The 26,881-nt window shown below is 57.9% G+C and carries 20 protein-coding genes and 1 pseudogene; 8 read left to right on the plus strand and 13 right to left on the minus strand.

Annotated features, from left to right (window positions below):
- Positions 1-8 precede the first annotated feature (8 nt).
- From rfbB to EN846_RS06670, 5 genes are all read left to right on the plus strand, one after another.
- Positions 9-1,091: a dTDP-glucose 4,6-dehydratase gene (rfbB, locus tag EN846_RS06650; RefSeq protein ID WP_127391633.1), complete on the plus strand. Its 1,083-nt coding sequence runs from the start codon at positions 9-11 to the stop codon at positions 1,089-1,091.
- A complete protein-coding gene (gene rfbD / locus EN846_RS06655; protein ID WP_127391630.1) occupies positions 1,088-2,071 on the plus strand; it encodes a dTDP-4-dehydrorhamnose reductase in 984 nt (327 codons plus the stop codon). The genes rfbB and rfbD overlap by 4 nt, the downstream gene beginning before the upstream one ends.
- Positions 2,068-6,549: a glycoside hydrolase family 99-like domain-containing protein gene (locus EN846_RS06660; protein WP_127309981.1), complete on the plus strand. Its 4,482-nt coding sequence runs from the start codon at positions 2,068-2,070 to the stop codon at positions 6,547-6,549. Before rfbD ends, EN846_RS06660 begins: the two co-directional genes overlap by 4 nt.
- Positions 6,546-7,526: an NAD-dependent epimerase/dehydratase family protein gene (locus EN846_RS06665; protein WP_127309980.1), complete on the plus strand. Its 981-nt coding sequence runs from the start codon at positions 6,546-6,548 to the stop codon at positions 7,524-7,526. The genes EN846_RS06660 and EN846_RS06665 overlap by 4 nt, the downstream gene beginning before the upstream one ends.
- 240 nt (positions 7,527-7,766) lie before the next feature.
- Positions 7,767-8,741 (plus strand): hypothetical protein, encoded by a 975-nt coding sequence (locus EN846_RS06670; protein WP_127309979.1) that lies wholly within the window; start codon positions 7,767-7,769, stop codon positions 8,739-8,741.
- A 714-nt stretch (positions 8,742-9,455) separates the two neighbouring features.
- On the opposite strand, the gene EN846_RS06680 is transcribed toward EN846_RS06670, so the two are convergent.
- The 3 genes from EN846_RS06680 to EN846_RS06690 all read right to left on the minus strand — a co-directional run bounded on the left by EN846_RS06680 (position 9,456) and on the right by EN846_RS06690 (position 12,538).
- A complete protein-coding gene (locus EN846_RS06680) occupies positions 9,456-10,307 on the minus strand; it encodes a class I SAM-dependent methyltransferase (RefSeq protein WP_127309977.1) in 852 nt (283 codons plus the stop codon).
- Positions 10,308-10,456: 149 nt separating this feature from the next.
- Positions 10,457-11,646, minus strand: a protein-coding gene (locus EN846_RS06685) for an IS3 family transposase (RefSeq protein ID WP_127391629.1) whose coding sequence is annotated in 2 segments (ribosomal slippage) — positions 10,457-11,397 and positions 11,397-11,646 — 1,191 coding nt in all. Because the reading frame shifts where the segments join, the coding sequence is not laid out codon by codon here.
- Positions 11,647-11,713: 67 nt separating this feature from the next.
- Complete coding sequence (locus tag EN846_RS06690) at positions 11,714-12,538, minus strand: class I SAM-dependent methyltransferase (RefSeq protein ID WP_187331203.1); 825 nt, start codon at positions 12,536-12,538, stop codon at positions 11,714-11,716.
- A gap of 216 nt (positions 12,539-12,754) precedes the next feature.
- Here EN846_RS06690 and EN846_RS06695 point away from each other — a divergent pair.
- Positions 12,755-13,779 (plus strand): annotated as a pseudogene (locus EN846_RS06695) (IS481 family transposase).
- 80 nt (positions 13,780-13,859) lie between these two features.
- Here EN846_RS06695 and EN846_RS06700 read toward each other — a convergent pair.
- From EN846_RS06700 to EN846_RS06740, 9 genes are all read right to left on the minus strand, one after another.
- The gene (locus tag EN846_RS06700) at positions 13,860-15,389 is read right to left on the minus strand and encodes a glucosyltransferase domain-containing protein (protein WP_128346380.1); all 1,530 of its coding nucleotides are present in this window, start codon (positions 15,387-15,389) and stop codon (positions 13,860-13,862) included.
- Positions 15,365-15,745, minus strand: a complete 381-nt coding sequence (locus tag EN846_RS06705; protein WP_127391634.1) for a GtrA family protein — start codon at positions 15,743-15,745, stop codon at positions 15,365-15,367. The genes EN846_RS06700 and EN846_RS06705 overlap by 25 nt, the downstream gene beginning before the upstream one ends.
- Complete coding sequence (locus tag EN846_RS06710) at positions 15,735-16,685, minus strand: WxcM-like domain-containing protein (protein ID WP_127310548.1); 951 nt, start codon at positions 16,683-16,685, stop codon at positions 15,735-15,737. The genes EN846_RS06705 and EN846_RS06710 overlap by 11 nt, the downstream gene beginning before the upstream one ends.
- Positions 16,682-17,620, minus strand: coding sequence for a glycosyltransferase family 2 protein (locus EN846_RS06715; RefSeq protein WP_210212306.1), 939 nt, complete (start codon positions 17,618-17,620; stop codon positions 16,682-16,684). Before EN846_RS06715 ends, EN846_RS06710 begins: the two co-directional genes overlap by 4 nt.
- Positions 17,617-18,747, minus strand: a complete 1,131-nt coding sequence (locus EN846_RS06720) for a DegT/DnrJ/EryC1/StrS family aminotransferase (protein WP_127310550.1) — start codon at positions 18,745-18,747, stop codon at positions 17,617-17,619. Before EN846_RS06720 ends, EN846_RS06715 begins: the two co-directional genes overlap by 4 nt.
- Positions 18,748-18,937: 190 nt before the next feature.
- Positions 18,938-19,678 (minus strand): ABC transporter ATP-binding protein, encoded by a 741-nt coding sequence (locus tag EN846_RS06725; protein WP_127310551.1) that lies wholly within the window; start codon positions 19,676-19,678, stop codon positions 18,938-18,940.
- Between the two features lie 7 nt (positions 19,679-19,685).
- Entirely contained in the window at positions 19,686-20,477 is a 792-nt protein-coding gene (locus EN846_RS06730) for an ABC transporter permease (protein ID WP_127310552.1), read from the minus strand.
- A gap of 63 nt (positions 20,478-20,540) precedes the next feature.
- The gene (locus EN846_RS06735; protein ID WP_127310553.1) at positions 20,541-20,876 is read right to left on the minus strand and encodes a hypothetical protein; all 336 of its coding nucleotides are present in this window, start codon (positions 20,874-20,876) and stop codon (positions 20,541-20,543) included.
- A gap of 275 nt (positions 20,877-21,151) precedes the next feature.
- Positions 21,152-22,075 (minus strand): class I SAM-dependent methyltransferase, encoded by a 924-nt coding sequence (locus EN846_RS06740; protein ID WP_127310554.1) that lies wholly within the window; start codon positions 22,073-22,075, stop codon positions 21,152-21,154.
- Positions 22,076-22,223: 148 nt separating this feature from the next.
- On the opposite strand from EN846_RS06740, the gene EN846_RS06745 reads away from it, so the two are divergent.
- Together EN846_RS06745 and EN846_RS06750 are read left to right on the plus strand one after the other, a co-directional pair.
- The gene (locus EN846_RS06745; protein ID WP_127310558.1) at positions 22,224-22,982 is read left to right on the plus strand and encodes a TylF/MycF/NovP-related O-methyltransferase; all 759 of its coding nucleotides are present in this window, start codon (positions 22,224-22,226) and stop codon (positions 22,980-22,982) included.
- Positions 22,955-25,675 carry a class I SAM-dependent methyltransferase gene (locus tag EN846_RS06750; RefSeq protein WP_127310555.1) on the plus strand — a complete coding sequence of 907 codons (2,721 nt, stop codon included), beginning with the start codon at positions 22,955-22,957 and terminating at the stop codon, positions 25,673-25,675. Before EN846_RS06745 ends, EN846_RS06750 begins: the two co-directional genes overlap by 28 nt.
- Positions 25,676-25,789: 114 nt before the next feature.
- Here EN846_RS06750 and EN846_RS06755 read toward each other — a convergent pair whose 3' ends face one another.
- Positions 25,790-26,116, minus strand: a complete 327-nt coding sequence (locus tag EN846_RS06755; RefSeq protein ID WP_127391635.1) for a hypothetical protein — start codon at positions 26,114-26,116, stop codon at positions 25,790-25,792.
- Positions 26,117-26,881: the final 765 nt, after the last annotated feature.

Raw genomic sequence — 26,881 nt, forward strand, 5'->3', positions numbered from 1 at the left:
AGGGCCGCGTGAATTTCCTGGTGACTGGCGGTGCCGGCTTCATCGGCTCGGCCGTATGCCGGCATTTGTGCGCCAATCCGGCCTATCGCGTGACCAATCTCGACAAGCTGACCTATGCCGGCAACCTCGCCTCGCTGCGGCCGATCGAGAATGCACACAACTACAGGTTCGAGCAGGCTGACATTTGCGACGAGAAGGCGGTGCTCGACATATTGCGTCGCGACGACATCGACATCGTCATGAACCTGGCAGCCGAGAGCCATGTCGACCGCTCGATCGACGGGCCGGGCACCTTCATCGAGACCAACATCGTCGGCACCTACCGAATGCTGAATACGACCTTGGAATACTGGCGCGGCCTGCCGGAGGACCGCAAGACCCGCTTCCGCTTCCATCATGTCTCGACCGACGAGGTGTTCGGTGATCTTCCCTTCGACGGTGGCATGTTCATTGAGGAGACGCCCTATGCGCCGTCCTCGCCATACTCCGCCTCCAAGGCGGCCTCGGACCATCTGGTGCGCGCCTGGCACGAGACCTATGGCCTGCCGGTCGTGCTTTCCAACTGCTCGAACAATTACGGGCCCTATCACTTTCCCGAAAAGCTCATTCCGCTGGTCATCCTGAACGCGCTCGACGAAAAGCCGCTGCCGGTCTACGGCGCCGGCGCCAATGTGCGCGACTGGCTGTTCGTCGAGGATCACGCACGCGCGCTCGAGCTTGTCGCGACAAAGGGGCAACCGGGCCAGAGCTACAATGTTGGTGGCAATTCCGAGCGCACCAATCTGAGCGTCGTCGAGACCATTTGCGATCTTCTCGACCTGCGAAGGCCGCGCGCTGGCGGCAAGCGCTACCGCGACCTGATCTCCTTCGTCACCGACCGCCCCGGCCACGACCGCCGCTATGCCATCGACGCCTCCAAGATCGGCCGCGATCTTGGCTGGTCGCCAAAGGAGAATTTCGACAGCGGCCTGGCAAGGACTGTCGACTGGTTCCTCGACAACAAATGGTGGTGGGGGCCGATTCGCGAGCAGCGCTATGCCGGTGAGCGGCTGGGCCAGGCCGCGGTGGAAGACAGGAAGGGCGCGTCGTGAGGATCGCTGTCACCGGACGCGAGGGCCAGATCGCCGCGAGCCTGCTGGAGGCGGCGCAAGGACGGAGCGACATGGAAGTCGTTGCCGTTGGCCGGCCGCAACTCGACCTTGCGCGGCCCGACACGGTGTTCAAGGCGCTCGAAGCATCGCGGCCCGATATCATCGTTTCTGCAGCTGCCTACACCGCCGTCGACCAGGCCGAGGACGAGCCCGACCTGGCTTTTGCTGTGAATGCCGAAGGCGCCGGCACGGTCGCAGAGGCGGCAGCGCGGCTTGGCGTTCCGGTTATCCACCTTTCGACCGACTATGTCTTCGACGGCACCAAGGACGGCGCCTATGTGGAGACCGATGCGCCAGCGCCGCTCGGCGTCTACGGCGCCTCCAAGCTCGCCGGAGAAGTAGCGGTGGCGGCAGCCAATCCACGCCACCTGATCCTGCGCACGGCCTGGGTCTACAGCCCCTTCGGCAGGAACTTCGTCAAGACGATGCTGAGGCTGGCTGGCGACCGCGACGAGATCGCGGTGGTGGCCGACCAGTGGGGAACCCCGACGTCTGCGCTCGATATCGCTGATGCGATCTTGCATGTGGCGGCAGTTCTGCACGGCGACAAGGACTTTGTTTCGTTCGGCATCTACCATCTGGCGGGAACCGGCGAGACCACCTGGAGCGGCTTCGCCCGTCATATCCTGGAAATAAGCAAGGCGTTGGGTGGCCCGCATGCTGGGGTGCGCGAAATCGCGACCAGAGACTATCCGACAAAGGCGCGCCGCCCAGCCAATTCGCGGCTATCGACGGCAAAATTCGCGGTCGCGTTCGGGTGGACGGCGCCGAAGTGGAGGGCGTCGGCGGAGATAGTGGTTGCCCACCTCGTAGGGAATAGTCGGAACTTAGGGCGTCGATCGAGAGACAGTGCTACGGATCGCTTGTCGGGGCTACCTCGAAGCGGTTCGGCGCCAATCAAGGACAGCCTTCAACGATGAACGAACCAACGACCCCAGCGAAGAACAGCGTTCCGAAAGCGGAAGCTACCAATACCCGTACACGGTCGCTTCGCCGGCTCTATGATACCCATGACGGCAAGGTGTCGGACAAATGGTCGATCTACCTGAGTGAATATGACCGTTTTTTTTCGAAATATCGAAGCAAGCCGGTTCGGATCCTCGAAATCGGTATCCAGAATGGCGGCTCACTTGAGATATGGGGAAAGTATTTTCCAAAGGCGGAAATTATTCTCGGCTGCGATATCAACCAGAATTGCGGTCTGCTGCGTTTCGACGACAAGAGGATAGACGTTGTCGTCGGGGATGCTAACTCGGAAGAGATCCAGAGTAGTATTGTTGCACGATCCGAGACATTCGACGTGATCATAGACGATGGGTCGCATATATCTTCCGACGTCATACGGACATTCGCGCGTTATTTTCCTCACCTCTTAGACGGTGGGATATTCGTTATCGAGGATTTGCATACCAGCTACTGGCAGGATTTCGAAGGTGGCCTCTACGATCCGCTTTCCTCGATATCGTTTTTCAAGCGATTGCTGGACTTGGTAAATCACGAGCATTGGGGACTGGATCACCGTCGAACGGATGCACTTGCAGCATTCGCCAATCGGTACGGGATCGCATTCGATGAGCCTTCGCTTGCGTCCATCCATTCCATAGAGTTCCTGAACTCTCTTTGCATCATAACTAAACGGCCGTCCCAGGAGAACGTCCTGGGGCGGCGCCATGTAGCCGGGGAGGTCGCGGCCGTCGAGCAAAGCATCCTTCGACTTGATGGTACGGTGCTGAACGCTGCCAGCCAAGCTGGAAATCCGTGGTCGTTACAGTCGATGACGATGGAAGAGGAGATCGCGGGCCACAGGGAACAGGGCGAGCATCGCGAAATGCAGACGCAGGCGCTCCTCGAAGAAGTCGCCAAGTCGCGCAGAGAGGTCGAGAGCCGCTCCGGCGAAATCGCACGCGCAAGAGCCCAACTCGCTGCGAGGGCAGAAGAGATACACGCTTTGCAAGCGGAACTGTCGACGGTGCATGTGGACGCCAGCACGCTCCTTGCCGATCGCGACAATGCGCGCTCCGAGGAAATCCGGTTGCATGGTATTCTTGATGCCGTCTACGCCAGCACGTCATGGCGACTGACCAGGCCTTTGCGCGCAATTGGGAGCCGTGTTCGCGCGATCGGCAATTCACCCATCAAGTTTTGCCGTTTCGCGGCTCGCGCCGCTTACGCCTGTTGGCACAATCTGCCGCTGCCGATCAACGCCAAGCGGAAGCTGAAGAGAGCGGCGTTTTCAACCTTCCCTTCGCTGTTTGGCGTTACGAATGCCTACCGTGCCTGGAGAAGCTTGGAGGCGCCCAACGCACCCTTGGGCGACAACGGAGCGGCATCGTATAGGTCGGCCACCTCTGGCCCGGGCTTTGCTCCTGAACCTGTCTATGTGCCGCGTCTCGAAGCGCCGCCGCTGCTTCAGAAGCCGGTGCGCGTCGTCGCGTTCTACCTGCCGCAGTTCCACCCGATCCCCGAAAACGATGAATGGTGGGGGCATGGCTTCACAGAATGGACCAATGTCAGGTCCGCCCAGCCGCAATTTGTCGGCCACCACCAGCCGCATGTACCGGATGCGCTTGGCTACTATGATCTGCGCGACACCGCCGTGCAGCGCCGCCAAATCGAGCTGGCAAAACTCTATGGAGTGGAGGCCTTCTGCTTCTATTTTTATTGGTTCGGCGGCAAGAGGCTATTGGAAAAGCCGCTCGAAAACTGGCTCGAGGACAAGAGCCTCGACATGCCGTTCTGCCTCTGCTGGGCCAACGAGAACTGGTCGCGTCGCTGGGATGGGATGGACCAGGAGATACTCATTGCCCAGGACCACTCACCCCGGGACGACCTAGCCTTCATAGCCGAGGTTGCGCCTTATCTTCGCGACCCTCGCTACATCCGAATCGACGGCAAGCCGCTGCTGCTTGTCTACCGCCCAAGCCTGCTTCCGGCGGCAGCCAAGACAGCGCGCCGTTGGCGGACATGGTGCCGGGCGAACGGTATTGGCGAGATTTTTCTCGCCTACACCCAATCCTTCGAATCGGTGCCACCCAAACGTTACGGGTTCGATGCCGCCGTGGAATTTCCGCCAAACAATTCCGCGCCGCCAAACGTCACGCACACTGTGGCGCCGCTGCGCCAGGATTTTGCCACGACTGTCTATGATTGGTCGGTTTTTCTGCAGCGCAGCGAGAACTATCCGCCCCGCAAGTACAAGCTCTTCCGCTCGGTTTGCCCCGGCTGGGACAACTCGGCACGCCGTAAGGGCGGCGGCACTGTGTTCATCAACAACACCCCCGCGCTCTACCGCAGATGGCTGGATAACGCCATTGAGGACGCGCTGACCCATGTCGACGAACCATCCGAGCGGCTGGTCTTCGTCAATGCCTGGAACGAGTGGGCGGAAGGCGCTCATCTGGAGCCCGATAGCGCAAACGGCCATGCTTACCTGCAAGCGACCCGCGACTCCTTGGAGGCGGCGAACGGAAAGCCCAAGCCCCGGATAGCAATCGTGTCCCACGATGCCCATCCCCATGGTGCACAATTGCTCGCTCTGGCGATGGCCCGGGAATTTGGGGAGCTGCAATATGATGTAGATATGATCGTCCTCGGCGATGGCCCTATGCTTTCGCGCTTTGCCGAGGTTGCGTCGCTGCACCGCGTGGCTCTCGACAGCGAGCCAGTGGAATTGGTGCGCCGAAAATTGGAGGCGATACGGAATGCTGGTGCCGAGGTCGCTATTGTAAACACCACGGTATCTGGCTTGATGGTTCCGGTCTTAAAGGAAGCTGGCTTCCGCACGGTTTCTCTAGTTCACGAACTGCCTGGAGTCTTGGAGTCCTACAGTCTGAACAGGCACGCCCTCGCCATCGCCGAACACGCCGACAAAATCGTTTTTGCAGCGTCTATCGTTCAATCCGGATTCGAGAGCTTCCTCGGCGAACCGCTCAGGCAAGCATTGATCCGTCCTCAGGGCCTCGTGCGGAGAAACCCGTTCAAAGGCCAGTCCGAGGAAGCACGTCGTCTTATTTGTGATCAGCATGGCTTTGCGCCGGGCACCCGCTATGTTCTTGCCGTAGCCTTCGTGGATCACCGAAAGGGGCCGGACCTTTTCATCGAAGTGGCAGAAAAAGTTCTTAGCTCGCATCCCGGTACAGCGTTCATTTGGATTGGTCATTTCGACCAGGGGATGAAGGAAACGATTGAAACGCTTCTTGCTCAGAAGAAGCTGAAGGATAGCGTCAAGTTCGTCGGATTTGTCCAAGACCCAATGGCATACTACGCCGGAGCGTCTGCATACGCATTGACGTCACGCGAGGATCCGTTTCCGAATGTCGTTCTAGAAGCCGCGGAAGTCGGCGTTCCGGTCGTGGCCTTTCAGGATGCAACCGGCGCAGCCGATTTCATCCTTGATAGTGGAGGTAGGCTCGCGAAGAAGCTCGACGTTGAAGATTTTGCCATTCAGCTAAGCGGGATTTTGGACGGTCCTGTCCAACACGACCTCGTTACGGTTGGATCAATGCGGCAATATCTGATGGACCTTCTTCATCACGCTACAGGGTTCCAGCGCATATCGGTGGTCGTTCCGAACTACAACTACGCGAACCACCTGTTGCAACGGCTAAGGAGTATCGCGACCCAAAGTTATCCGATCTATGAACTTATCGTGCTGGACGACGCCTCGACGGATAGAAGTGTTGAAATTATCAACAGCTTCCGCGCTGAGCACAGTGAATTGGATGTGGAACTGTCCATCAGCAGCCGGAATTCGGGATCGGTCTTTCGTCAATGGGCGAAGGGCGTCGGTCGTAGCCGTGGCGATCTGGTCTGGATCGCGGAAGCCGATGATTTCGCCGAGCCTGGCTTTCTCGAAGAGCTGGTGCCCGCCTTCGCTGATCCGTCCCTTGTGCTTGCGTATAGCCAATCTGGGCAGTTGGACGGTAAAGGCCGCGTGCTCGCAGAAAGCTATATCGACTACACCCGTGACATCTCTGACGATTGGTTGTCCGATTATACCAAGAATGGCCAAGCCGAGATCAGCGAGGCGATGAGCATAAAAAACACGATTCCGAACGTCAGTGCAGCTGTTTTCCGTCGAGTTGCGATCAGCAAAGCGATTGCCGAAATCGGCGACGAGTTGTTCAGCTTTCGCGTAGCAGGAGATTGGCTCGTTTATCTCAGAGTATTGATACAGGGAAAGATGCGATTCAGCGCGAAGCAGCTCAACTGGCACCGACGACACGCGCAGAGCGTCACACAGTCCGAAATGGCGGAGACGCATCTGAGCGAGGTACGGCGGGCGCAGGAAGTGGCACGCTCACTTGCGTTAGTTTCCGCCGAAACGCGCAGGAAGGCTGATGCCTGGCTAGAGCACGTTCGCACCTATCTCGGCGTCAAAGGTTCGGATGCGGCATGACACAGGAGCGCCCGCAGCACGCCAGCGTGCGTAGGAAGGCGGTTATCCTAGGAGCTTCAGGCTTTATCGGGATCAACCTCGCACGCACCATGGCGGAGCAAGGCTTTGAGCTTGTTTGCTTTGCCCGTTATGCGTCCGAGCATTGGCCTAGGGGGAGCATCATTATTCTTGGCGATCTAGCCACCCCGCCCCGCCAACTTCTCGCCGCGATGGAGGGCTCCATAGTCTTTCACTTGGCCAGTTCCGCACGCCCGACGGCAGCAACCGACATGGCCGTCGCTGAGATCGAGGCCAATCTGATGGCCACCGTAGGTTTGTTGGAGGCGACCAAGGGCGTGGACTGTCGATGGGTTTTTTCCTCGTCAGGAGGCACCGTCTATGGTCAGACCGACGCGGCACAAATATCTGAGGAGCACGCGAATGTGCCAATCTCATCCTACGGAACGGTCAAACTCGCAATCGAGCGATATTTCAATCTCTATCGATCCCTGCACGGGGTCGACAGTGTAATCGCGCGGATTTCGAACCCATTTGGCCCATATCAGTCGGCGGCGAAAGGCCAAGGGCTGATTGCGGCCCTGTTCGACAGGATAGCCAGCCGAACGCCGGTGGAGATCTGGGGCGATGGCCAAAATATCCGCGACTACGTCTATATCGACGACGTCACGCAGGCATTGATCTTGCTCGGCCTTCGTGGAAGCGCTGGGGAAGTCTACAATGTTGGCTCCGGCGTGGGCACAAGCGTAATCGAACTGGCGACCAAAATATCCGCCATTCTTCGCATTCCGGCGGAACTTGTCTACGCGCCGGCCCGTGGAGTCGATGTCCGCCGAAACGTTCTCGATATACAGAAGATCCAACGCGATCTCGGCTGGCGCCCGGTTCATACGCTTGATGAGGGCGTCGCCCTCACGTATCGCTGGCGGCAGAGCCAAAGCCCAATTCCGGGGCAGTTCGCGACAGCGGGCAATGGCTGAGCCACACGCCTCCGCGCGGCTTCCTATGTCGGGCCTGAGCACCCAAGGGATATCACTTGCGATAAGTCAAGGTTTAATTGGGCGACTTGGGTCCCGCGTCTAGCAGCGAACTCATCAAGGCTGTGCCCGCGCCGCCACAGGGGCTTCTTATGTAGGGGTTAAGCGGCTAAGAGGGGCCCGTAGGCGTCGTACTGAACCTGGTTGAACTCGATGGCGATCCGCGCTTCCTCTGAAAGACACATGAACATGAAATTAGTGATCCATGCCGGCTTTGGAAAGACTGGAAGTAGCGCCATTCAAGAAGCATTGCATGTTTATTCGGCGGCGCTTGAACAGGATGGAATTCGCAAGATTGGCGGTGATCTGACGTTCGATCAGCCTGGGATCCCGCAATGGTTGGTCGAAGAGGCCTGCGAGAGAGACGAGGTATTGACCGAGCGGCTCGGTCGGGAAATCAAAAGAGTTGCGCCGTCTGTCGCAGTACTTTCTGCAGAAAATCTTGAATCTCCGAAGAAACCGCGACTCTTATCGGGAATTGATTGCGAGATCGATACGATCGTCGTCATTTACATGCGCCCGCAATTCCAATGGATACCAAGCGCGTGGAAGCAGTGGTACATGAAGGATGCCACCAGCCTTCGAGCTTTCGTTGAGCGTTGCTTGACAACCGGAATGCCGAATTGTCTGGAATCGCTAAACGCGTGGCGCGCAGCACTACCACGAGCTCGGGTCATTGTGAGGCCGCTCGGCCCGACTCTTGTCGGAGGTGGTGTCGTCCCGGACTTCTTTGGTTTGATCGGGAGCAGCATCTCCCCTCTAGATTTGAGGGCGAACGAAGGGATCGATTATTCTCTCCTCCACCTGATGGCCAAGCGCGCGCGGGATCTCTTCTCGGGGTATCACGACGTCGAACTTGAAAGATGGTTGCTGACAGTGCTACCCGACGAGTACAAACGCGCCAACGTTCCCATGCTCGACCTCCTGACGGCCCGGAGTATCGCAAAACGGTTTCGGGAAGAGAATGTACAGATTCTCTCCGACTTCTCTGATATCCCTGAGCCGGCACAGTTTTTGGATCGACATTGGTGCCCGGAAGTAAACCAGATATCATATCTTGAGATGACGGATGCCGAGCTGACCTCACGCGGATTGGCTATTCTTAGCCAGATAGGGCCTGATGTTTTGGAACGTTTCGCTAGATGGTCTGAAAAATGACTCCATCTGGAATGCCCCGGCGGTCCAAGTCTCCCGCATTTCGCCGCTGGCCACCGCCGGCAGGAGATGCGACAAGCCGGGATAGTCCTTGTTCGGCAAGGAAATCATATAGAGGCCGAAGTCGTCCGAGCCGAGCCGGCGTAGGAAAACGAGCGCCTCTTCAAGGGCATCCGTCGGCAGCCCCGCGCCCTGCGGCCCTCAAGTGTGGGGCGGCTACGGAAAACATGCGGTTCTAGCTCTTCCTGGGCTTTCTGACCCACGCGTTCGTTGGTTTAGTTTCCCCAAGGCACCGCACTTTGGGCATGCGAATCGTCATTTGGCCCTTCGATCGTCACGAGGGGAATTAATGGCCTTCTCTCCGGATGATGACTTGATGATGCCGGATCATCTTGCCCTCATGCGCGACCAATTCGTCGATCCGTCGGTGGCTCTTGTTTGTGGCCAAGTCGGTGGACCGGCCAAGGGCAGACAGGTGCCTCTGCCGACCATTTACGGGGCGAGGAAGACTTGCGCCATGCCTCGCTGCAGGATTTTCGCGAGGTGAACTAATCGCTCATCTCGGCCATAGCGTCGAAGTGGCCGATCTGAATCCCGTCTTTGTCTTTTGTTTCGCCCATCTCTTCGCCTCGCTCGGGTCTGACTCTCTAAGCGAGAGCACAGCGATCCTTAAGCGGCGACGTCCGGCAAATGGGCAACGCTCGTTTCCGATGGCAACTAGGCGGCCTGCAGTATCACGGACGTCTGGAAAACATCGAATATCGACCGCTCATAGCCGAGCATCTTCCACCCATCCTTCCTGAAAAAATCGAAGGTGAGGGACGTGTCGCCGTATGTCTCGCCTTCAATGCCGTTGTGAGGCAGGTAGGCGATCCCGGTGGTTTGGTGCTCCTTCACCAGTTTTGCTTGGACGTTTGTTTTCCGAACTTGATCAATGAACGGCCAGAATTCGACTGGGCGAATCGTCAGAATAAACAAAGCTCCGTCCCGCAGATGACCTCTCATGGCCAGCAGGCAGGCGTCGGCGGCGCTCGGGGCAAGATGGGTGAACACAGAGAAAGCAAAGGCGAGATCAAATTTAGTATCGCCGACCGGCAGCCTTTCGGGCACTCGCTCGGACTGCACAAAATGACCAAGCATGCCGGCCTCTTTGCAGGTCATGAGCGAATTTTCCCATGCGTCGACGCCCCAGAGGCGATCCGGATCTGAGAAGAAGTACATCATCCGCATGATGCGCCCGTAGCCGCATCCGAAGTCGAGGATCGTGGAGCCGTGAAGCGGCTTTTGAGTATGGCGAACGGCGCAGCTCTCAACGATCCGCGTGAAGGCAAGGGTCTGCTTCAGGAGTTCAACGCCACTTGCACCCGTCCAGGTGGTCTGTATTTCTGGGCTGGCCATGCGCGGCAGTATCTTCGAGAGCGCTGGGTATTCTTTGTTCGGCAAGGAAATTACGAACAGCCCGAAGTCGTCGAGGCTTAGCTTTCTGAGCGCGGCGAGGGCCTGTTCAGGGCTCCCAGTTTTGGCCGCGATATGCTCCGCCTCTGCCAGGTACGGCAATGTGTGTTGCATACTTCCTCCGGATCGCCGAGGCCTTGTTAGCAACGGTCGATCAACTAGACTAGGTATGGGCCGGTGTCACCAGGCCCGCCAGTGTTTTTTCACAGTGGCCAAGTCGCCTTCAGTCAGTAGCGCGTGCGATCTGACGTTGCCCCCAGTTTTTATCCAGTTTTGAGTTCGTTTCCGGCGTGGGTTTTGCCCTGCTGGGCGGGTGAAGCGACGGGCGCTGGCGCGGAGCCTTTGGCATAGCGCAGCGCGAGCGACCGTCGCGGATTGAAGGTGCTGGCGAACTCGGCCGGTGTCTGCCAGGCGATTTGGGAGTGCGTCCGCGCGGTGTTGTAGTCGGCGCGCCACAGGGCGATGGCTACGCGCGCCTGAGCCTGCGAGGTAAACAGCGTCTCGTTGAGTAGTTCATCGCGCAGTCGGCCATTGAAGCTCTCGATGAAGCCGTTCTGCATCGGCTTGCCGGGCGCAATGTAATGCCATTCGACGCGGTTCTGATCCGCCCAGGCGAGGATGGCGTTCGAGGTGAACTCGCTGCCATTGTCGCTGACGATCATCCTCGGCCGGCCACGCTCGGTGATGAGCCGGTCCAGTTCGCGGGCAACCCGCATGCCCGAGAGAGATGTATCAACGATGAGTACCAGGCACTCTCTCGTGCAATCGTCGACGACGGCCAGGATGCGCAAGCGACGGCCGTCGGTGAGCTGGTCCGATACGAAGTCGAGCGACCAGCGCTCGTCGGGCCTCAGCGGCACAAGCATCGGCGCCCTGGTCCCGATCGCCCGCTTGCGGCCGCCACGTCGGCGAACGGCGAGCTTCTCCTCCCGATAGAGGCGGAACAGCTTCTTGTGGTTCACGACCAGGCCCTCCCGCCTCAGCATCACGAGCAGGCGCCGGTAGCCGAACCGGCGACGCTCCTGCGCGATCGCCTTCATCCGTGCGCGAAGCTCGCGGTCGTCGGGCCTGCTGGTCTCGTAGCGAACCGTCATGCGGCAACCGCCGATGGCTTTACACGCCCGCCGTTCGCTCATCCCGAAGCCTTCCTTCAGGCGAGCGACAGCTTTCCGCTTGGCCGCGGGCGTCACCATTTCTTTCCCACGAGATCCTTCAACGCGGCATTGTCGAGCATGGCGTCGGCCAGAAGCCGCTTCAACCGCGTGTTCTCGTCCTCCAGCGCCTTCAGTCGCCGAGCCTCGGAAACATCCATCCCGCCGAAGCGGGCCTTCCAGTTGTAGATCGAAGCATCACTGACGCCGTGCTTCCGACACAGATCGACGACCGAGACCCCGGCCTCATGCTCCTTCAGAATTCCGATGATCTGCTCTTCAGAAAAGCGGCTGCGCTTCATGTCCTGGTCCTCTTCGATGGGCCAGAACGAACTTCAAACCGGATTAGACTACAGGGGCAAGGTCAGATCAGCCAAGGGTAGCCAACCGATCATTCTTGTTGATCACCAAGACATCGTGATTGTTTGCCCATCCGCGCTCGATGTACGAGGCGCGCACGCCGGGAATTGTGTCGGCGATGTCGAGAACAGCGGACGGCTTCGACAGCGATAGGCCATAGTCCTCCACGCCGGCAAGGGTGGTGTATCGCGAATAGCCGAAGCCGGTTGTCTCGAACTCTCGGCGAACTCGCGCCTCATCCACGCCGCCGTGAAACTTGGTATTTTTCCCAGTGAAATAGCCATGGAAGGTGGCGACAAGAACGCCGTGATCGCTCAGATGGTCGGCAAGGTAGTGCAGCCATGCATCCGTTCGCCGCTTGTCGACGTGAGTGAAGAGCGACCCGACCCAGATCATGTCGAGTTTTTTTGGCAGATCAACCTGCAGCAGGTCAGCCTTTGAGTGTATGGCTTTCCCGCCAAACGCTCGGGCGCAAAAGTCAGCCCCTTCGGCATCAATGTCGCAATAGAAAAGCTCGGCATTGGGAAAGAGCTGCCTAAGGTGCCGGCCAACGCGGCCGTGGCCGCAAGGCAAGTCGAGAACCGTCATCACCTGGCTGCGCCACGAAAGCGAGAGGCCTGTGAGAATGGCCTGCACGCCCGACTTCCCGACGTTGAAGTAATGTGACGGACCAGTGTTGTACATTACATCGTTTGGGTGAAGTTCGGTGCTGACCGCTCTATTAGCGTAGTCTGAATAAAGGGTTGCAATTTGCTCGAAAGTCATTTTGGTTGCCACCTGCTGCTGTTCACAGAGCGCCTTGTAAACATAAATTGCATGCCTTGCATTCAACATGTCGTGCTCGACGTGGCGGCGCTTCCGGCGCCTGGGCGTAGACGATGGCTGCATGCACTGGGATCTGATCAAGGTGCTCTATTGCCAGCCATGCCGGGATGCCGGCCGCCCTGATCGCAACCTTCAGTTCACAAACCGCGCCGTGACGCCGGACAAGCGCTGCTAGATGTTTGATCCCGGGCTTTGATGGAGCATCATTGTCTTCCGAATCAAAAGATGCGCTATGGGCAAGTTCTGCATGGGAGCGCCACAACGACAGAGGCGGTCCGTCGAGCGATACAGCATAGTCAAGAGAGGCTGAGGACGCTGGCCAAGCGCCATCGGGATCAACTAGAAGACGGTTGCGAAGTGGAAGAGGCCAGCTTCGGTCGCCGATCTACCGACGGTCCGAAGGAACCGAGTTCGACGGTGCTCTCGATTGAGGAAGAGGCGGTCATTGTTGCTTTCCGCCGCTACACGCTGCTGCCGCTCGACGACTGCCTCTATGCGCTTCAAGCGCCCATCCCGCACCTGACGCGATCTTCATTGCATCGCTGCCTGCAGCGCCATGGCATCGGCCGGCTCCCGGATGTCGAGGGCGACAAACCGGCGAAGAGGAAATTCAAGAGCTACCCGATCGGCTACTTCCACATCGACATTGCCTAGGTCAGGACCGAGCAGGGCAAGCCGCAGATGTTCGTCGCTATCGACCGCACCCTCGAGTTCGCCTTCGTCGAGTTGCACGAGAAGGCCCCCACAGCCGTATCAAGAGACTTTCTAGTGCGGTTAATCGCGGCCGTGCCCTACAAGATCCATACCGTGCTTACCGACAATGGCATCCAGTTCACCACCCCCTATGCCGGTGGCTCGGCGGTGCCGCTGATCAAAGAGGCAATCGCAAGTGGCGAGATATTCCGCGCTCACGCCTTCGAATACGCCTGCGCCAGGAACGACATCGAGCACCGCACGACCAAGGCCAGGCATCCGTGGACTAACGGCCAGGTCGAGAGAATGAACCGGACTATCAAGGACGCCACCGTCAAGCGCTTCTACTACGAAGCCACGACCAACTCCGCACCCATCTCGCCGACTTCGTCGCCGCCTACAACTTCGCCCGCAGGCTCAAGACCCTCAAGGGTCTCACGCCCTACGAGTTCATTGCAAGGCGTGGGCGTCACAACCGGAACCTTCAAACTCAATCCGCTTCAGCAAATGCCGGGACTAAACATCTGGCGAAAGCTAAAGCTAATGAAATGCGTTAGTTCTTTGAACCGGCGAGGCGAGGAGAAGCTGCGCCATCCCTCGCTGAAGGACTTCCGTGAGGGAACCAGTTGCGGTGGCTTCAACGGTTAGCCGCCCTTTCGAGGGCTTGCTGATTTGGGTAGCTAGGTGTCTCGCCGAGCCTTATCAGCGCGATGTCGTCCTTGATTTCCACACTGCCGGGAGCAGGCCAAACCGGCATCGTTGAAAGACGGATAATTGTTCGGTCGACTTGATCCGGCGTTGCGCCGTTCAAATTGGAATAACCCAGCAGTTTCATGTAGTAGGCAATCCGCCAGGAATTGCCGCCGTCCCATTCGAAGAAGGAGTATCCCACCGTTGAGCCGGGCGTTCTTGGATATGTGGTCGCAAATGGCTGCGAGCCGAAAACGCTGATGGCATATGTGCGTTTTGCGTCATACCCCGGTGTCGTCGACAATCGGTTGTAGATCGAGACGGCAAGAAGAGTATCGTGCTTGTCGAGTAGGTAGTTGGATGCCTGGCGAGAATTCTGGATGACCTGGATCTGGAAAAGCGCCACCGCCAGCAATATCGCCGACGGGACCTGAATCCTGGGATTTTTGCTCGTCACAGCTACATAGGCAAAAAGCCACACCGCGATCGGCGCTCCAGCCAGACTTCGGGTGGGCATGTTTCCGGCGGCGAGGAAATGAAAACCGAAGGGAACGAGTAACGAAGCGAAGGCTGCTGCCGTCAACAGCAGTCTTGGACGGGCGGTGTCCTTAAAAACGGCCAAGCCACCCAGCGCGAGCAGTGGCGGAATCGCCCATAGCGCAGCACCATAGGTGGCAAAGTCGAGGCCGTACACGCCTTTTACAGCGTTCAACACGCGCCCAATGACAGTCGCCGGATGTTGAAACAGAAAGCTCAGTTGGAAAAGAGATTCGAAATACTCGTTTCTCCCGGTGACAAATGACCTAAAGATAACGTCGCCGAGTTTGTAGAGCAGCGTAGCGCCGACCAGGAGGACTCCCATCCGAAACAGGTCCGTAGGAAATGATTTGCTGGCGTCAGATCGCGCCCGAAGAACGGAAACCGCGATGCCCAGTACAAGTATTCCAGGCGCAAAACTCTGATAAGTCGAAACCGCGAAGCTGCCGGCGACTATTGCGCATAAGAAACGCAGGCTGAGGACCGAATTGTCCCCTTTGCTAACGAGCCAAACCGAAAGAGCCATCGCGAAAAGACCGATCCCGATCGTGGCAATATTCGAGTAAAACTCGACCATGAAGAACCATGTCGGGAAGCCGCAGAAAAGCGCAAAACATGCGTACTCCGCCGCGGAGAGCTCGTGCTTGTCGATGATGTCCATGACAAGGAGGTAGGCACCAACACAGCCCAGGCCAAAGATGCCTGGTGTGAGGAAAGGTATGATGGGATTAGGAAGGATAAATGTCTCGATGAGGTAGGCGCCCCAGCGCCCTTGGATAATCCAGATCGAGGCCTCCGTTCTGAAGGCTGCGACCTCCTCATCAATCGATAGTTGGAAGGAAGTCAGTTCAGAGAAATACATCACGGCAAAGATCGCGAAGAGATTAATTGCCGGTCGGATGGTGCTTGTTCGCGTCAGCATGGTCTGCGGAGTATCCATCGAGAAATCAGGAAGTTGAGGACGGTCGTCGTGGCAAGGGTCATGAAGAACGCGACAACGGTGTTTTGCAGAATGCCTTCGAGAAACTGAAGGGTAGTCAATCCGATCACAAACACGACAGCGATCGAGCCGCCGATGGCCAGCCTGTCGGCAATGCCGGTACGACCGCCGGGAAATACGCGGTCGGGATAGAACACCATCGCAAACGCTAGGCCCGCCAGCCAGGCAATCGCGTAGGAAAGGGCCGATGGGAGTACGGTGAGGCCGGCGAAATAGACAAGGCTGGTCAGCGCGGTGTTCAGGCCGCCGGCGACAAGAAAGCGGATGGCATCCGCGCCGATGCGATCAGCTGCCATCCCGCCCGACCACAGCGAGGAAATCCGAATAGTCTCTGATGTAGTCGGCTGCATCATACGGATGTGAAGCCATGACCAACAGGACAGTATCGGGCTGGAACTTGTACTGAATGCCCCAAATTCCCGGGGGTAGATGAAGGCCGATCGACGGATCAGACAACGACACCTCTTTTCTGTCATGACCGTCATCGACGACCACCGAAAGCCGGCCATGGGCCGCGATCAAGAACTGATGACACTGGCGATGCGCATGTTCCCCCCTGACCTTGTCGGAAGGGACCCCATAGACCAGGAACGTGCGCGCCGGCCTGAAGGGCAGGTTCGAGCCGAACTCGAGCGGAGCAAGCTCGCCGCGCAGGTCGCTGAAATGCGGCAGCCGCCAGAGCTCGCAATCGCCAACGCCAAGTGGCATTCTGTCGCCAGCTGCATTGGGGATCGCTTGTGTCACCACCGGTTCCACTTGCGGGCCGGTCTGATAGCCGATGATGATGGCTGGATTTCCAACCACCACGGCATTGGCGGGGACGTTCTTGGTCACCACCGCGCCGGCGCCGATCATAGCCTGACGGCCGATGGTTATGCCCGGCAGAATCGTCGCGTTGGCGCCGATCGACGCGCCATCCTCGACGGTCGTCAGCAGAAACGTTTCGGGGTATTCCTTCGAACGGGGGAAGCGATCGTTGGTGAACGTCGCATTCGGGCCGACAAAGACGCGATTGCCCAAGCGAAGGCCGTCCCACAATTGGACACCGCACTTTATGGTCACTTCATCGCCGATGATCACATCATTCTCGATGAAAACATGGTCGCAAATGTTGCAATTCGAGCCGACCACGGCGCCGGGTAGGACGTGGGCAAACGCCCAGATGCGGGTTCCTTCGCCGACGTGCGAAGTCTCGCAAATGCCACGGTCATGAACAAAGAACGGTCTGTCCGTCATTTGGATGTTCCATCGACGACGCGGCTTATGATTCTGAGCGGGCGCGATTTGGTGTTTTCAACAGCGCGCCAAAGGTAGCAGCCAAGAATGCCCTGCACCGCAAGGCTGGCCGATCCGAAACCGGTGATCAGCAGCACCAGCGTCGTGTAGCCGGCAGGGTCGATCTTGCCAAGCAATCGGGCAACCACGGTGACGAATGCGAATATCAAGCTTAGTGCGCAACCGACAATGCCCGCCCAGAGCGTCAGAACGATCGGAAAGTCGGAAAACGAGAATATGCTGTCCATCATGTAGCGGAACCTGCGTGCCATGCTCCAGGCGCTCTTTCCATGTTCTCGCTCGCGGCGGCGATAGGCTACGAATTCTCGCCTGAATCCCACCCAGAACAGCTGCACAACAAGCGAACTGTTCGGCTCTTCAATCGACAGGATCGATTCCAGCACCTGGCGATTGCAGGCGAAAATATCGACCCCGCCACTCGGCATGCTGGGCAGGACCAGCTTGCGGTAGGCAGCCCAGAAGGCCTTGGACAGAAAACGGGTCAGGGGCGGATCATCGCGCCCGACCCTGCGGCCAAAGACGACATCCGCCCCGTCTTTCTCCAGTATCGAAAAGAACTCGACGATGAGTTCCGGCGGTTCCTGCAGATCGGCGGCCATCGCGGCAACCTGATTGCCTGAAGCATGTTCGAGGCCGGTTCTAATGGCGGTGAAGGAGCCGAAATTGCGGCTGTGGAAGATGATCTTGTAGACATAGGCGGAGTTCTTCAACTCGGTGACCAGCAGGGCGCCCGATTCATCCGGCGACCCGTCGACGACGAAGACAAACTCGATGTCGCCTTGATACATGGAATGGAAATTAGCGATCGCTTGCAGAAGGGAGGGGATGTTCGCCTGATTTCGATAAATCGGGAAAACGATCGAGCGTGTTGTCACATTGCCTCCCATTCGCCGAGGGCCAGGCACACCTGCTCTATCTCGTTATTCGTCATGTCGGGATAGCAAGGGACGGAACAGAGTCGGCCCACGCTGGCTCTTGATACAGGGAGGTTCTCAATTCCTTTCATCGGCAAGTCCGCCCAGCCGACCTGGTCGCAATCCAGCACAGGGTAGTGAATTTCGGTATCCACGCCACGCTCTTTCATGAACGCTCTGAATGCATCCCGATCGTCACAGAGGGCCACGGCGAGGTGGGCGACAGCGCCGTCGCCTCCGTTCAAGAATTTCACCCGGCGCCTGGCGACGGACTTGTATCGGTCCAGGATGGCGCGGCGTTGTTCATTGCGATTGTCCACATCAGGGAGCAATACATCCAGTATCGCGGCCTGGACCTCGTCCATGCGGGAATTTCGCCCTCCCGGGATGCCGACATGATACTTTGAAGTCCAGCCATACTGTTGCAACTGTCGCACTTGTCCGGCGAGTGCAGGATCAGAGGTGAGGACCGCGCCGCCGTCACCCATCGCGCCGAGATTCTTGGTCGGGTAAAAGCTGAAAGTAGCGATATCTCCAAGTGACCCGGCCATATTGCCGCCGATACGGGCCCCGTGCGCCTGAGCGCAATCCTCGACGATCGGAATGTGTGAGAGGCCAGCCAGTGCAAGTCCAGCTCTGATGGCCCGGACATCGACGACACCGCCATAAAGGTGTGTAACGACGATTGCAGCGGTATCTGCGCAGACTGCTTCCTGCACTGACTGAACACTTACGAGCTGGCTGGCCGGTTCGATGTCAACATAATGCGGAATGAGATCGTTGTGCCAGCAGGCGCAGCTGGCATATCCCCCAGCGTTGGCCGTCATGATCACTTCGCGGCCGCGTGTATCGCCGAGTCTGGCGACTGAGGCCAGGGCGAGCTCAAGGGCGTCCGTTCCGTTGGCCACAAGGACACAGTCCGACACCCCTACAAACTCCGCAAAGTTCGCGGCGAATCTTCTTCCCGTGCTTCCGTTGAGCCACCACCCGGAACGCAGCGTGCTGGCTACTTCGCGGTCGATTTTGACCTCGTAGCGCTGATATAGGCGCTTCAGATCATTCATCGGAACGGCATTTGGCTTCGTCATCAACAACTCAAGAGTCTAGCGTAATTCATCTGGCACGTTCGCGAGTCTGTAAGTTCAGCAGCCGCTAACGTAGCGAAAATCTTGCATTGTGGGCGTAACAGAGTACTGGAAAGAAGTGGCACAAATATTGGGATTCTACCGTCACCGCAACAGGCCCTGCGCGCCGTTGCTCACGAAGAGCGCCATGAGCCTAGGGTCTTGCGACTGTCCCAGCACGCTTGGCCGGCTCCATCGTTAGGGATTCCACCCGACCACTTCTTAGCGTCAGTCTCTTGGTGCATACGCTTTGGATAAGGCCTTCGCTATGACTCGCCAGAACGATAATGCCGGCCCTTTCCGCAAGTTCGTCCATGCGCCTCTTGGCCTTCTCCTGGAAAGAGGCATCGCCGGCGCCTATCCACTCGTCCATCAACAGAATCTCGGGATCGAGCGCGGTCGCCGCCGAAAAGGCCAGTCGCGCGGCCATCCCTTGGCTGTAAGCCTTGAATGGCAAATCGATGAAATCCCCGAGCTCGCTGAAAGCAATGATGTCCTCCATCTTCTCTTCGATCTCGGCTTCCGTCCACCCGCTGATCAGTCCACGCAAAACGATGTTCCTGCGACCGGTGGCCTCGCGACGAAAGCCTATGTTGATGTTGAACAGAGCGTCGACTTTTCCTTCTATCGCCACGTTTCCGGCGGATGGCTCGTAGATGCCGTAGAGCACCTTGAGAAGGGTAGTCTTGCCGGCACCGTTCGGGCCAACCAGCCCCAGCCGGTCGCCGGCCTTCAATTCGAAACTGACGCCGTCGAGCGCCTGCACGAACTGCTTTCTGCCCGAGCCTTCGATTCTACCGCCTGGCCTGCCCACACGCCGATCCGGCGCGGAAAGCGTCAGCTTTTCGTGCAGTTTGTAAACAAGGCCTACGTTGTCCAGCTTGATAGAAACCATCGAAAACTCAGATGATGAAGATGATTTGCCTGCGATAACGACCAAGCAGCAACAATGCAATCATCCATGTAGCCAAAGACATGACGATCGTTACAGTGAACGCATGAGCTGGAAATTCTCCCTTCATGATCGGCAAACGGACGATCTCCAGAAAATAAGTGAACGGATTCCAGTGGTAGGCGTATTTCTGGACACCCTCTTGGCCGTTATACACCCAGAAAACGGGTGTGAAGAACATGCCGACCCGCAATAAATTGCCAACAATGAACTGGCTGTCGGGAAAGAAAGCTCCGAGAAACGCGAATACGGTGATCATTGCGGGCGTGACCAGCAGTATCAGGAGCAGTCCTGCAACTGACCATAGCCACGGAGAGGCGATCGAAGGGCCGCTCAAAAGCAAAATGGCAACGCATCCCGCGATCGCATAGCCCGCCCTTATCGAGGATTGCAATGCCAATCGCATCACATACACAAACAAAGGCAGCGTCGTGCCTTCGATGAAGCTCTCTTCGCGCTGAAAGAGCGACACGCTCAAGGACATGACTTCCATCAGGTAGAACCATACCAGGAGGCCTATGGCGACATAGGCAGCATAACCCGCTGCATCCTTGCCGGCGGGCTGGAACACGAAAACGAATGTGCCTACGAACGCGACGTAGTTGACCAGGAGCCAAAGAGGGCCGAGCGTCGTGCGTCTGTGCTGGTCGCCGATGTCCTCGTGGGCAAGCGCGATCCACACCCGGTGCAATCTCATAGCCTTGCTGATGTCGTCGACGGCGCCGTTAAATACTGCAATCATCGCTGATGGTGTCGCATTTTGTTTCTGGGATTCATAGCTGTGATGGAGCCGCCGGAGACCTCTTCACATCGATTGCGACACGCATATGGCAAGGCGCTGCGTCGTAGTGAAGCTGCCAGCGATTCGCAAAGCGCACATCGGGATATGCAGTACGATCTCCCGTTCCTTGCCAACCAGACGAAGTTCGCCGCCGATCCAAAGCACATCACGACGTCGGATCTGCGGTCGGTCATCCGACGAGACGCGCAGACCGCGGCGGCAGGGCGACGAGCTGGTTGATGACACATGCTTGAGGCCCACCGTTGCCGAAAACCAGGCGCTGGTCAGAGCACTGCGCGTGCCTGTCAGGTGTTTTTGGCGTGCAATGATGGATGACAGGCGCGATGCTGTTCGCCTCATGCGACCGGCGTTTCCTGGCTGCCGTTCCAGCAGTGTGCAAGGGGCCCGACTGCATCCACACCAGCGGCGGCGGTATACCTGACATGTCGGGCGCCCGGGAGCTGGGGTAGGGGCGGAAGGGCTGCTTGTGACCTGTCCTGACTTTTCCGGCTTGGCGATCCATCGTCCGCAGTGGGCTGGATCGGAGCGGTACGTGCGGCGTTTCAATAAATTTCGTCCATGACACACCCCGGCAACTTGCTTCATCGTCGGCTCCAACTGCGCTCATCGCGACTTTAACTTGCGAAGCGACGTTTGATGCGATCGACCATCGCTCGTACTGGGGCGGATGCGCGCCAGGTCGTGCTGGAGGTCATGGCGGCCACGCGGGCCTCCGCGTCCAGGCTTGCCTTCCGCATGCGTTCAATCTCGTCGACCAACTGCGAATTGTCAGAGCGCAGGCGCTCCAGTTCGGCATGGATTTTGGGCGAGTGCACGCTGGCTATATGAGACCATAGCTGTCGTTGTGATCGGTCCAGGTAAGTCTCCCGGTCCAATGCGTGGGGCTGGAGCTGATCCCGGACTGCAGACGCAAGCCTGCCGAGGCCCATCACGGCTACGGTGTCTGGAAGGAATACAGTCGCGTGAGTGGTGCCGAGATGATCAAGAAAGCGCTCCGCATTGACAATCGCGTCGGCGATCAGGTTGGCGTCGTGCAAGCAAACGATGCAATTCGGTTCCATGAGTGGCAAAACGCCGACAAAGTCCGAAAAACAGGCCTTATCGGTATGCTCTCCGTCAATTAGCGCAAGCGTGGCCTTGGGGTCGATCGCCTCGGGACGCACATCGGAGACGTCACTATCTATCGTGGTCAGTTTGGCCATTGCAGCGGGCGGAAGCAAATCCGAGAGCATGGCGACCATTCGGGCCGCCGAGTTTTCTGGGTAGTGAAAGACCTGGGCGCGCTCGTCTGGCTGGGCCGCAGGCCGCGGATCGACTGATACCGCGACTTCGCAGGCCGGATCGATCAGGTGCGGGAACAGGCTGCCGCCGAGATGTGAGCCAACCTCAAGGTAAACATAACGGCCGAACACCGATCGAGCGAAGTTCTGCACCCGCAGGAAACTCGTGCGGTCACTGAGGGTGGTCTCAGTCTTGACCTGGAAAACGGCAATGTCGAGCGTTTCGATCATGCCCATCGCTTGATCGGCGGTTGGCATTGGGGTGGCTCCGTTTAGCAATGGGTTGCGGCTGGCTTGCACAGCGCTGTTGGTTGGCCGTCGCAAAGTGATTGTTCAGTTGCACTTCGGCTGGATATCCGCAACAGCATATTCCGATTCGAAACCGAAGTGGCTTGAAAGGTCGATTGTGAACCGTCTCTATACAGATCTCCTCATCAAGATCATTGCCAATACCATCTACAGCTCCGGTTCGCAGGTGATTGACCCCTCGAAGGTGGGAGAGTCGACCCCCTTTAATCGCGAGGATCGCCTCCTGGGTCGCGATTGGCCGACAATTGCTCATTCTATGGCGGGTGTGAAACGTTTGACGAACGTGCGTGACCTCGTCCAGCGAGCCATTAATGAGAACGTGCCTGGGGATTTCATTGAGACCGGCGTTTGGCGCGGTGGCTGCAGCATCCTCATGAGGGGAGTACTGGCCGCCAATGAGGTAAAAGACAGGAAGGTTTATGTCGCCGACTCATTCGACGGTCTGCCGCCGCCGGACGCCGAGAATTTTCCTGCCGACCAGGGAGACAGACTACACGAATATCGCCAGTTGGCGATTGATCAGGCTCAGGTTGAATCCAACTTTGCTGCCTATGACCTTTTGGACGATCAGGTGATCTTCGTCAAAGGCTTGTTCGGGGATACCTTGCCTGACTTGAAAGCCGGTCCATTCGCCCTCATCCGGCTGGACGGCGATATGTATGAGTCGACGATGGACAGCCTTGAAGCGCTTTATCCAAGGCTGTCGCCCGGCGGCTTTGCGATCATCGACGATCTTGCGCATCTGCCATGCCTGCAGGCGGTCGAGGATTACCGCGCACGTAACCGCATCAAAGCTAAGATACACGAGATAGACTGGACCGGCGGTTGGTGGCAAAAGCCGATTGCCCACAGCTGACCCATGGAATCGCGATGAAACCGAATCACGTGTCCATCGTTGTTGTCGCTTACAACATCGCCCGAGAACTGCCCCGGACCCTGCTTTCGCTGGCAACGCCCTATCAGCAAGGCGTGACGACGGACGACTACGAGATCATTGTCGTCGACAACGGATCATCACCAGCCGTTCGCGGGAGTCTGGTCGCGGAATATGGGCCGAATTTTCGCCTGCTGCGCATCGATGACGCATCACCCTCGCCTGTGGCTGCCGTCAACCGCGGGATACAGGAGGCCAAAGGCGACAAGATCGGGGTGATGATCGACGGCGCGCGGATCGTGACGCCCGGTTTGGTGCATTTCGCGCGCATCGGCCTGGACATGGCACCGATGGCAGTAGTGGCTGCGCCTGGCTGGTATCTTGGAAGCGATATCCAAGCCAATGCGCCTGCGAATGGTTATACAAAGGCCATCGAGGATTCGCTTTTGCAATCCATCCTATGGCCGGAAGATGGGTATCGGTTGTTCGAGATCGGGACGATGGATGAGTCGTCGGTCGATCCGTGGTTCTCACCGATACACGAAGCGAATGTCCTCTTCATGAGCCGGGAGGGTTGGCAGGCGATCGACGGCATGGACGAGCGCTTCAGCTGTCCGGGCGGCGGCCTGGTCAACCTCGACACGCTCGAACGTGCGATGAAGCTGTCGCAAGCACAGCTCATCCTCACTCTGGGAGAGGCTACATTTCACCAACTGCATGGCGGGGTGTCCACCAACGCAAGCGTCGAGCGGCAGCGCAAGAACTGGATCGTCTGGAAGGCTGAAAGGGATGCATTGAGGGGGACAGGCGAGTTTACTTTTCACACCCCCTCGGCATTCGTGGGCTCGCTGCCTTCATCGCTTCTGCCGCACCTTGCCCGGGCGACAATTGCAAACCCATTCAGGGTCGCTCCAGCCACCGCCGCGGGCTTTAGGGCGCAGTTGAAGCCCCCAGAAGAACGCGTGCCGACGAACCGGACAGCGGCGACGCTGGTTGAGTTGGCCAAGGGTCAGTTTCAGTCGGGGCATTACCAGACGGCGGCAGACATCCTTCGCATGGCAAGCACGCATGCACCAGCCGAGCTTGCGGCGTCGCGACTTCTTTCTTCTGCCGGCATTCTTGCCCGACACAATCCAGTTCGAAACGCCGCCTATTTTACTGGGATCGGTGATGCGTACTTTGCCATCGGCGACAACGAAACGGCAGAAGTCCAATACCGCAAAGCATTAGACCTCAACCCTGATACTGTGGGGGCCCATGTCGGCCTGGCCAACACACGGATGTCCGGGCCTTTCTACTACGACTGGCTGGAGCGTCTTTACTCGGAGCTAGAACCCGCGGTCGTGGTGGAGATAGGCGTCTGTGACGGCGTATCGCTCTCCAAGATCAAGGCTCCGGCTCTTGCAATCGGGATCGATCCCAATCCACGCGCCACGGTAGCACTCAGCACAGAAACGCACATTTTTCCTGAGACGAGTGACGCCTTTTTTGATCGCGGCGGAGCGGATGTCTTGCTAGCCGGCCGCCCGGTGGGTGTAGGGTTCATTGACGGTCTTCACACTTTCGACCAGGCATTGCGCGATTTTGCGAACCTCGAACACTACTGCGACATTGGCTCGGTTTTGCTCGTGCACGACACTGTTCCCCTGGACGACACGACGCAAAAGGTTCCGCCGACAACGCAATTCCACACCGGCGATGTCTGGAAAATGGTTCCGGCACTCAAGGCGCTTCGCACTGATCTCGACGTGTTTACCATTGCAACGCCTTGGACTGGGCTCACCGTCGTATCCGGCTTTGGCAAGCGTAGATACGATCCTTCGTGGATTGTCCAAGCGGAAGAACGCTTTGCAAACATGGAATTTACCGAGATCGCGGCAAATCTTGGGGAAGCGCTTTGCCTGGTTGCAAACGAATGGGAGCCGGTTTTTGCGCGGCTCAGGACCAACCTCGTTGATAAGGGGAGGAGACAGCCACAATCAGAGCAACTGGCGGTGGCAAAGTCCGACGCCAAGGAGGCTACGATGGGCGGGTTCTTGCATCAGTACTTTTTGAACAACAACGGCAAAGAGATCTACAAATGGCTGCACTATTTCGAGGTTTATGAACGTCACTTCGAAAGGTTCAGAGATCGAAGGCCGGTCGTCGTTGAAGTCGGCGTCTACAAGGGAGGATCGCTTGAGATGTGGCGAGCCTATTTCGGCGAGGGCGCGCGAATTATTGGAATCGATATCGATCCTGCATGCAAGGCGCACGAGTCGCAAGGGGTGGAGGTCTTCGTTGGAAGCCAGGATGACACTCAACTCCTCGATCGGATCGTCGAGAAGTATGGTCCCATCGACATCGTCATCGATGACGGCAGTCACATGATGGACCATGTCATCGCGACATTTGAGCATCTCTACCATCATGTGCAGCCGAACGGCGTTTACTTCGTCGAGGACACGCATACGAGCTATTGGGAGGACTATGGCGGCGGGCTCCGCAAGCCGGGGTCGTTCATGGAATTTGCCAAGGGAAAGCTCGACGAAATCAACGCTCATCACGCTCGTGGCGCGTTGCCGGCGAACGCCTTCACCCATGCAACAGACTCAATCTGTGTCTATGACAGTATTGTCGTCTTTGAAAAGCGGCCGCAGGGCAAACGTCAGTCTCTCATGACAGGACAGGGGTAGATCGAGTTCCGGCCATGCTGGTGTTCCCTCGGTTCTCACACCGCCAAGCCAATTTATCGGTTCTGGCTTCGGGTTTTCGAGAGTCACTTCCCGAGAGCGCGAGGTTAGGACTTCTCATACCGCCGCCGAAGCCGCCCGTCCTCTGCCGATCGCCCAGATGAAGCCGACGATTCGCGCGCGACCAATTTCAATCTCTCCTGCGAGCCCAAAGAAGGATCTTTCGGTTGAGGTCACAAAAGTTGCAAGGACTGAAACTTCTTTGTCAATTGCGCGCAGCATGGTTTGGCTGCTTTCAGCAGCGGCAGCGTGCGAATTGGATTCACCGAGCGCGATCTGGCGACTCTTGGCAATTTCAAGTTCGATCGAGCCGACCTGCTCGCCCAGTTTCGTCAAAGAGGCGGCATTGCCCCCTAGAATTTCGGTATTTGATTGCAACATCATCAGAAGCGCCGTTGGTTCTGGCGAATCTGCCGTCCATGCAGCTCCTTTACGATGTGAAACCATCTCCGGCGCGAATGCGAGAGACCAATCTCTAGGAGGCGCTCGCGGGCCGTGCGGGCAGTTGCGGGCGTTGTTTGAAGCGAATGAGATCAACCGCGTTGTAGATGAGGCTTAGTTGATCTTCCGGTATCCCCCTCGAAGGCACTTAAGCCTACACGCTTCGCCTAAAGTACCTTTGCTCCGCAGCGGTTCCAAACGTGGCGGGACCTATTGAACTGGAAATTCAACTCGACCACGCCGCCCGAGCGAGAAAAATGGCCGCCGTCGAAAGCTATTCCCCGCTCGCCGATGAGGCCCATCGGACACTCGATCGGGACCCGCAATGTCTCGACAGAGAACGCCTCATTGCCAGCATTTTGATTGGGAGGGCTTATGGGGACCAGAATGGGAACTGATTGGACAATGCACAGCCCATTGCCAGGCGCCTGAAGTTGGAAGGTACTCGCGTCTTGCGCGCGGGACGATCAAGCCGGAAGTGGCGCCTTAACCACACGCACATCTAAAAAACCTCTGGCGATGCCCCCGACTCCGCGCTATGCGATAGGGGGCGGCGGGATTGAAGATTTGGCACTCTAACAGTAAGCGATGTCCCGACGGCACCTTTCGGTGATCGGCGTGAAGGACGATGTTCGGAGCCTTTGAGGGCTTCGACACATGACGATTTCAGAGCTTACGCTTAAATCCAGCGATCACGAGCCCGCGCGC

Source organism: Mesorhizobium sp. M4B.F.Ca.ET.203.01.1.1 (assembly GCF_004791025.1).
GTDB classification, from domain to species: domain Bacteria; phylum Pseudomonadota; class Alphaproteobacteria; order Rhizobiales; family Rhizobiaceae; genus Mesorhizobium; species Mesorhizobium abyssinicae.

Excerpts from the sequence above, each read along its gene's own strand:
- EN846_RS06660 (WP_127309981.1), top strand. The coding sequence starts at position 2,068 with ATGAACGAACCAACGACCCCAGCGAAGAACAGCGTTCCGAAAGCGGAA.
- EN846_RS06665 (WP_127309980.1), top strand. The coding sequence starts at position 6,546 with ATGACACAGGAGCGCCCGCAGCACGCCAGCGTGCGTAGGAAGGCGGTT.
- EN846_RS06670 (WP_127309979.1), top strand. The coding sequence starts at position 7,767 with ATGAACATGAAATTAGTGATCCATGCCGGCTTTGGAAAGACTGGAAGT.
- EN846_RS06680 (WP_127309977.1), bottom strand. The coding sequence starts at position 10,307 with ATGCAACACACATTGCCGTACCTGGCAGAGGCGGAGCATATCGCGGCC.
- EN846_RS06690 (WP_187331203.1), bottom strand. The coding sequence starts at position 12,538 with ATGTTGAATGCAAGGCATGCAATTTATGTTTACAAGGCGCTCTGTGAA.
- EN846_RS06700 (WP_128346380.1), bottom strand. The coding sequence starts at position 15,389 with ATGGATACTCCGCAGACCATGCTGACGCGAACAAGCACCATCCGACCG.
- EN846_RS06705 (WP_127391634.1), bottom strand. The coding sequence starts at position 15,745 with ATGGCAGCTGATCGCATCGGCGCGGATGCCATCCGCTTTCTTGTCGCC.
- EN846_RS06710 (WP_127310548.1), bottom strand. The coding sequence starts at position 16,685 with ATGACGGACAGACCGTTCTTTGTTCATGACCGTGGCATTTGCGAGACT.
- EN846_RS06720 (WP_127310550.1), bottom strand. The coding sequence starts at position 18,747 with ATGACGAAGCCAAATGCCGTTCCGATGAATGATCTGAAGCGCCTATAT.
- EN846_RS06725 (WP_127310551.1), bottom strand. The coding sequence starts at position 19,678 with ATGGTTTCTATCAAGCTGGACAACGTAGGCCTTGTTTACAAACTGCAC.
- EN846_RS06730 (WP_127310552.1), bottom strand. The coding sequence starts at position 20,477 with ATGATTGCAGTATTTAACGGCGCCGTCGACGACATCAGCAAGGCTATG.
- EN846_RS06735 (WP_127310553.1), bottom strand. The coding sequence starts at position 20,876 with ATGAGGCGAACAGCATCGCGCCTGTCATCCATCATTGCACGCCAAAAA.
- EN846_RS06740 (WP_127310554.1), bottom strand. The coding sequence starts at position 22,075 with ATGCCAACCGCCGATCAAGCGATGGGCATGATCGAAACGCTCGACATT.
- EN846_RS06755 (WP_127391635.1), bottom strand. The coding sequence starts at position 26,116 with ATGATGTTGCAATCAAATACCGAAATTCTAGGGGGCAATGCCGCCTCT.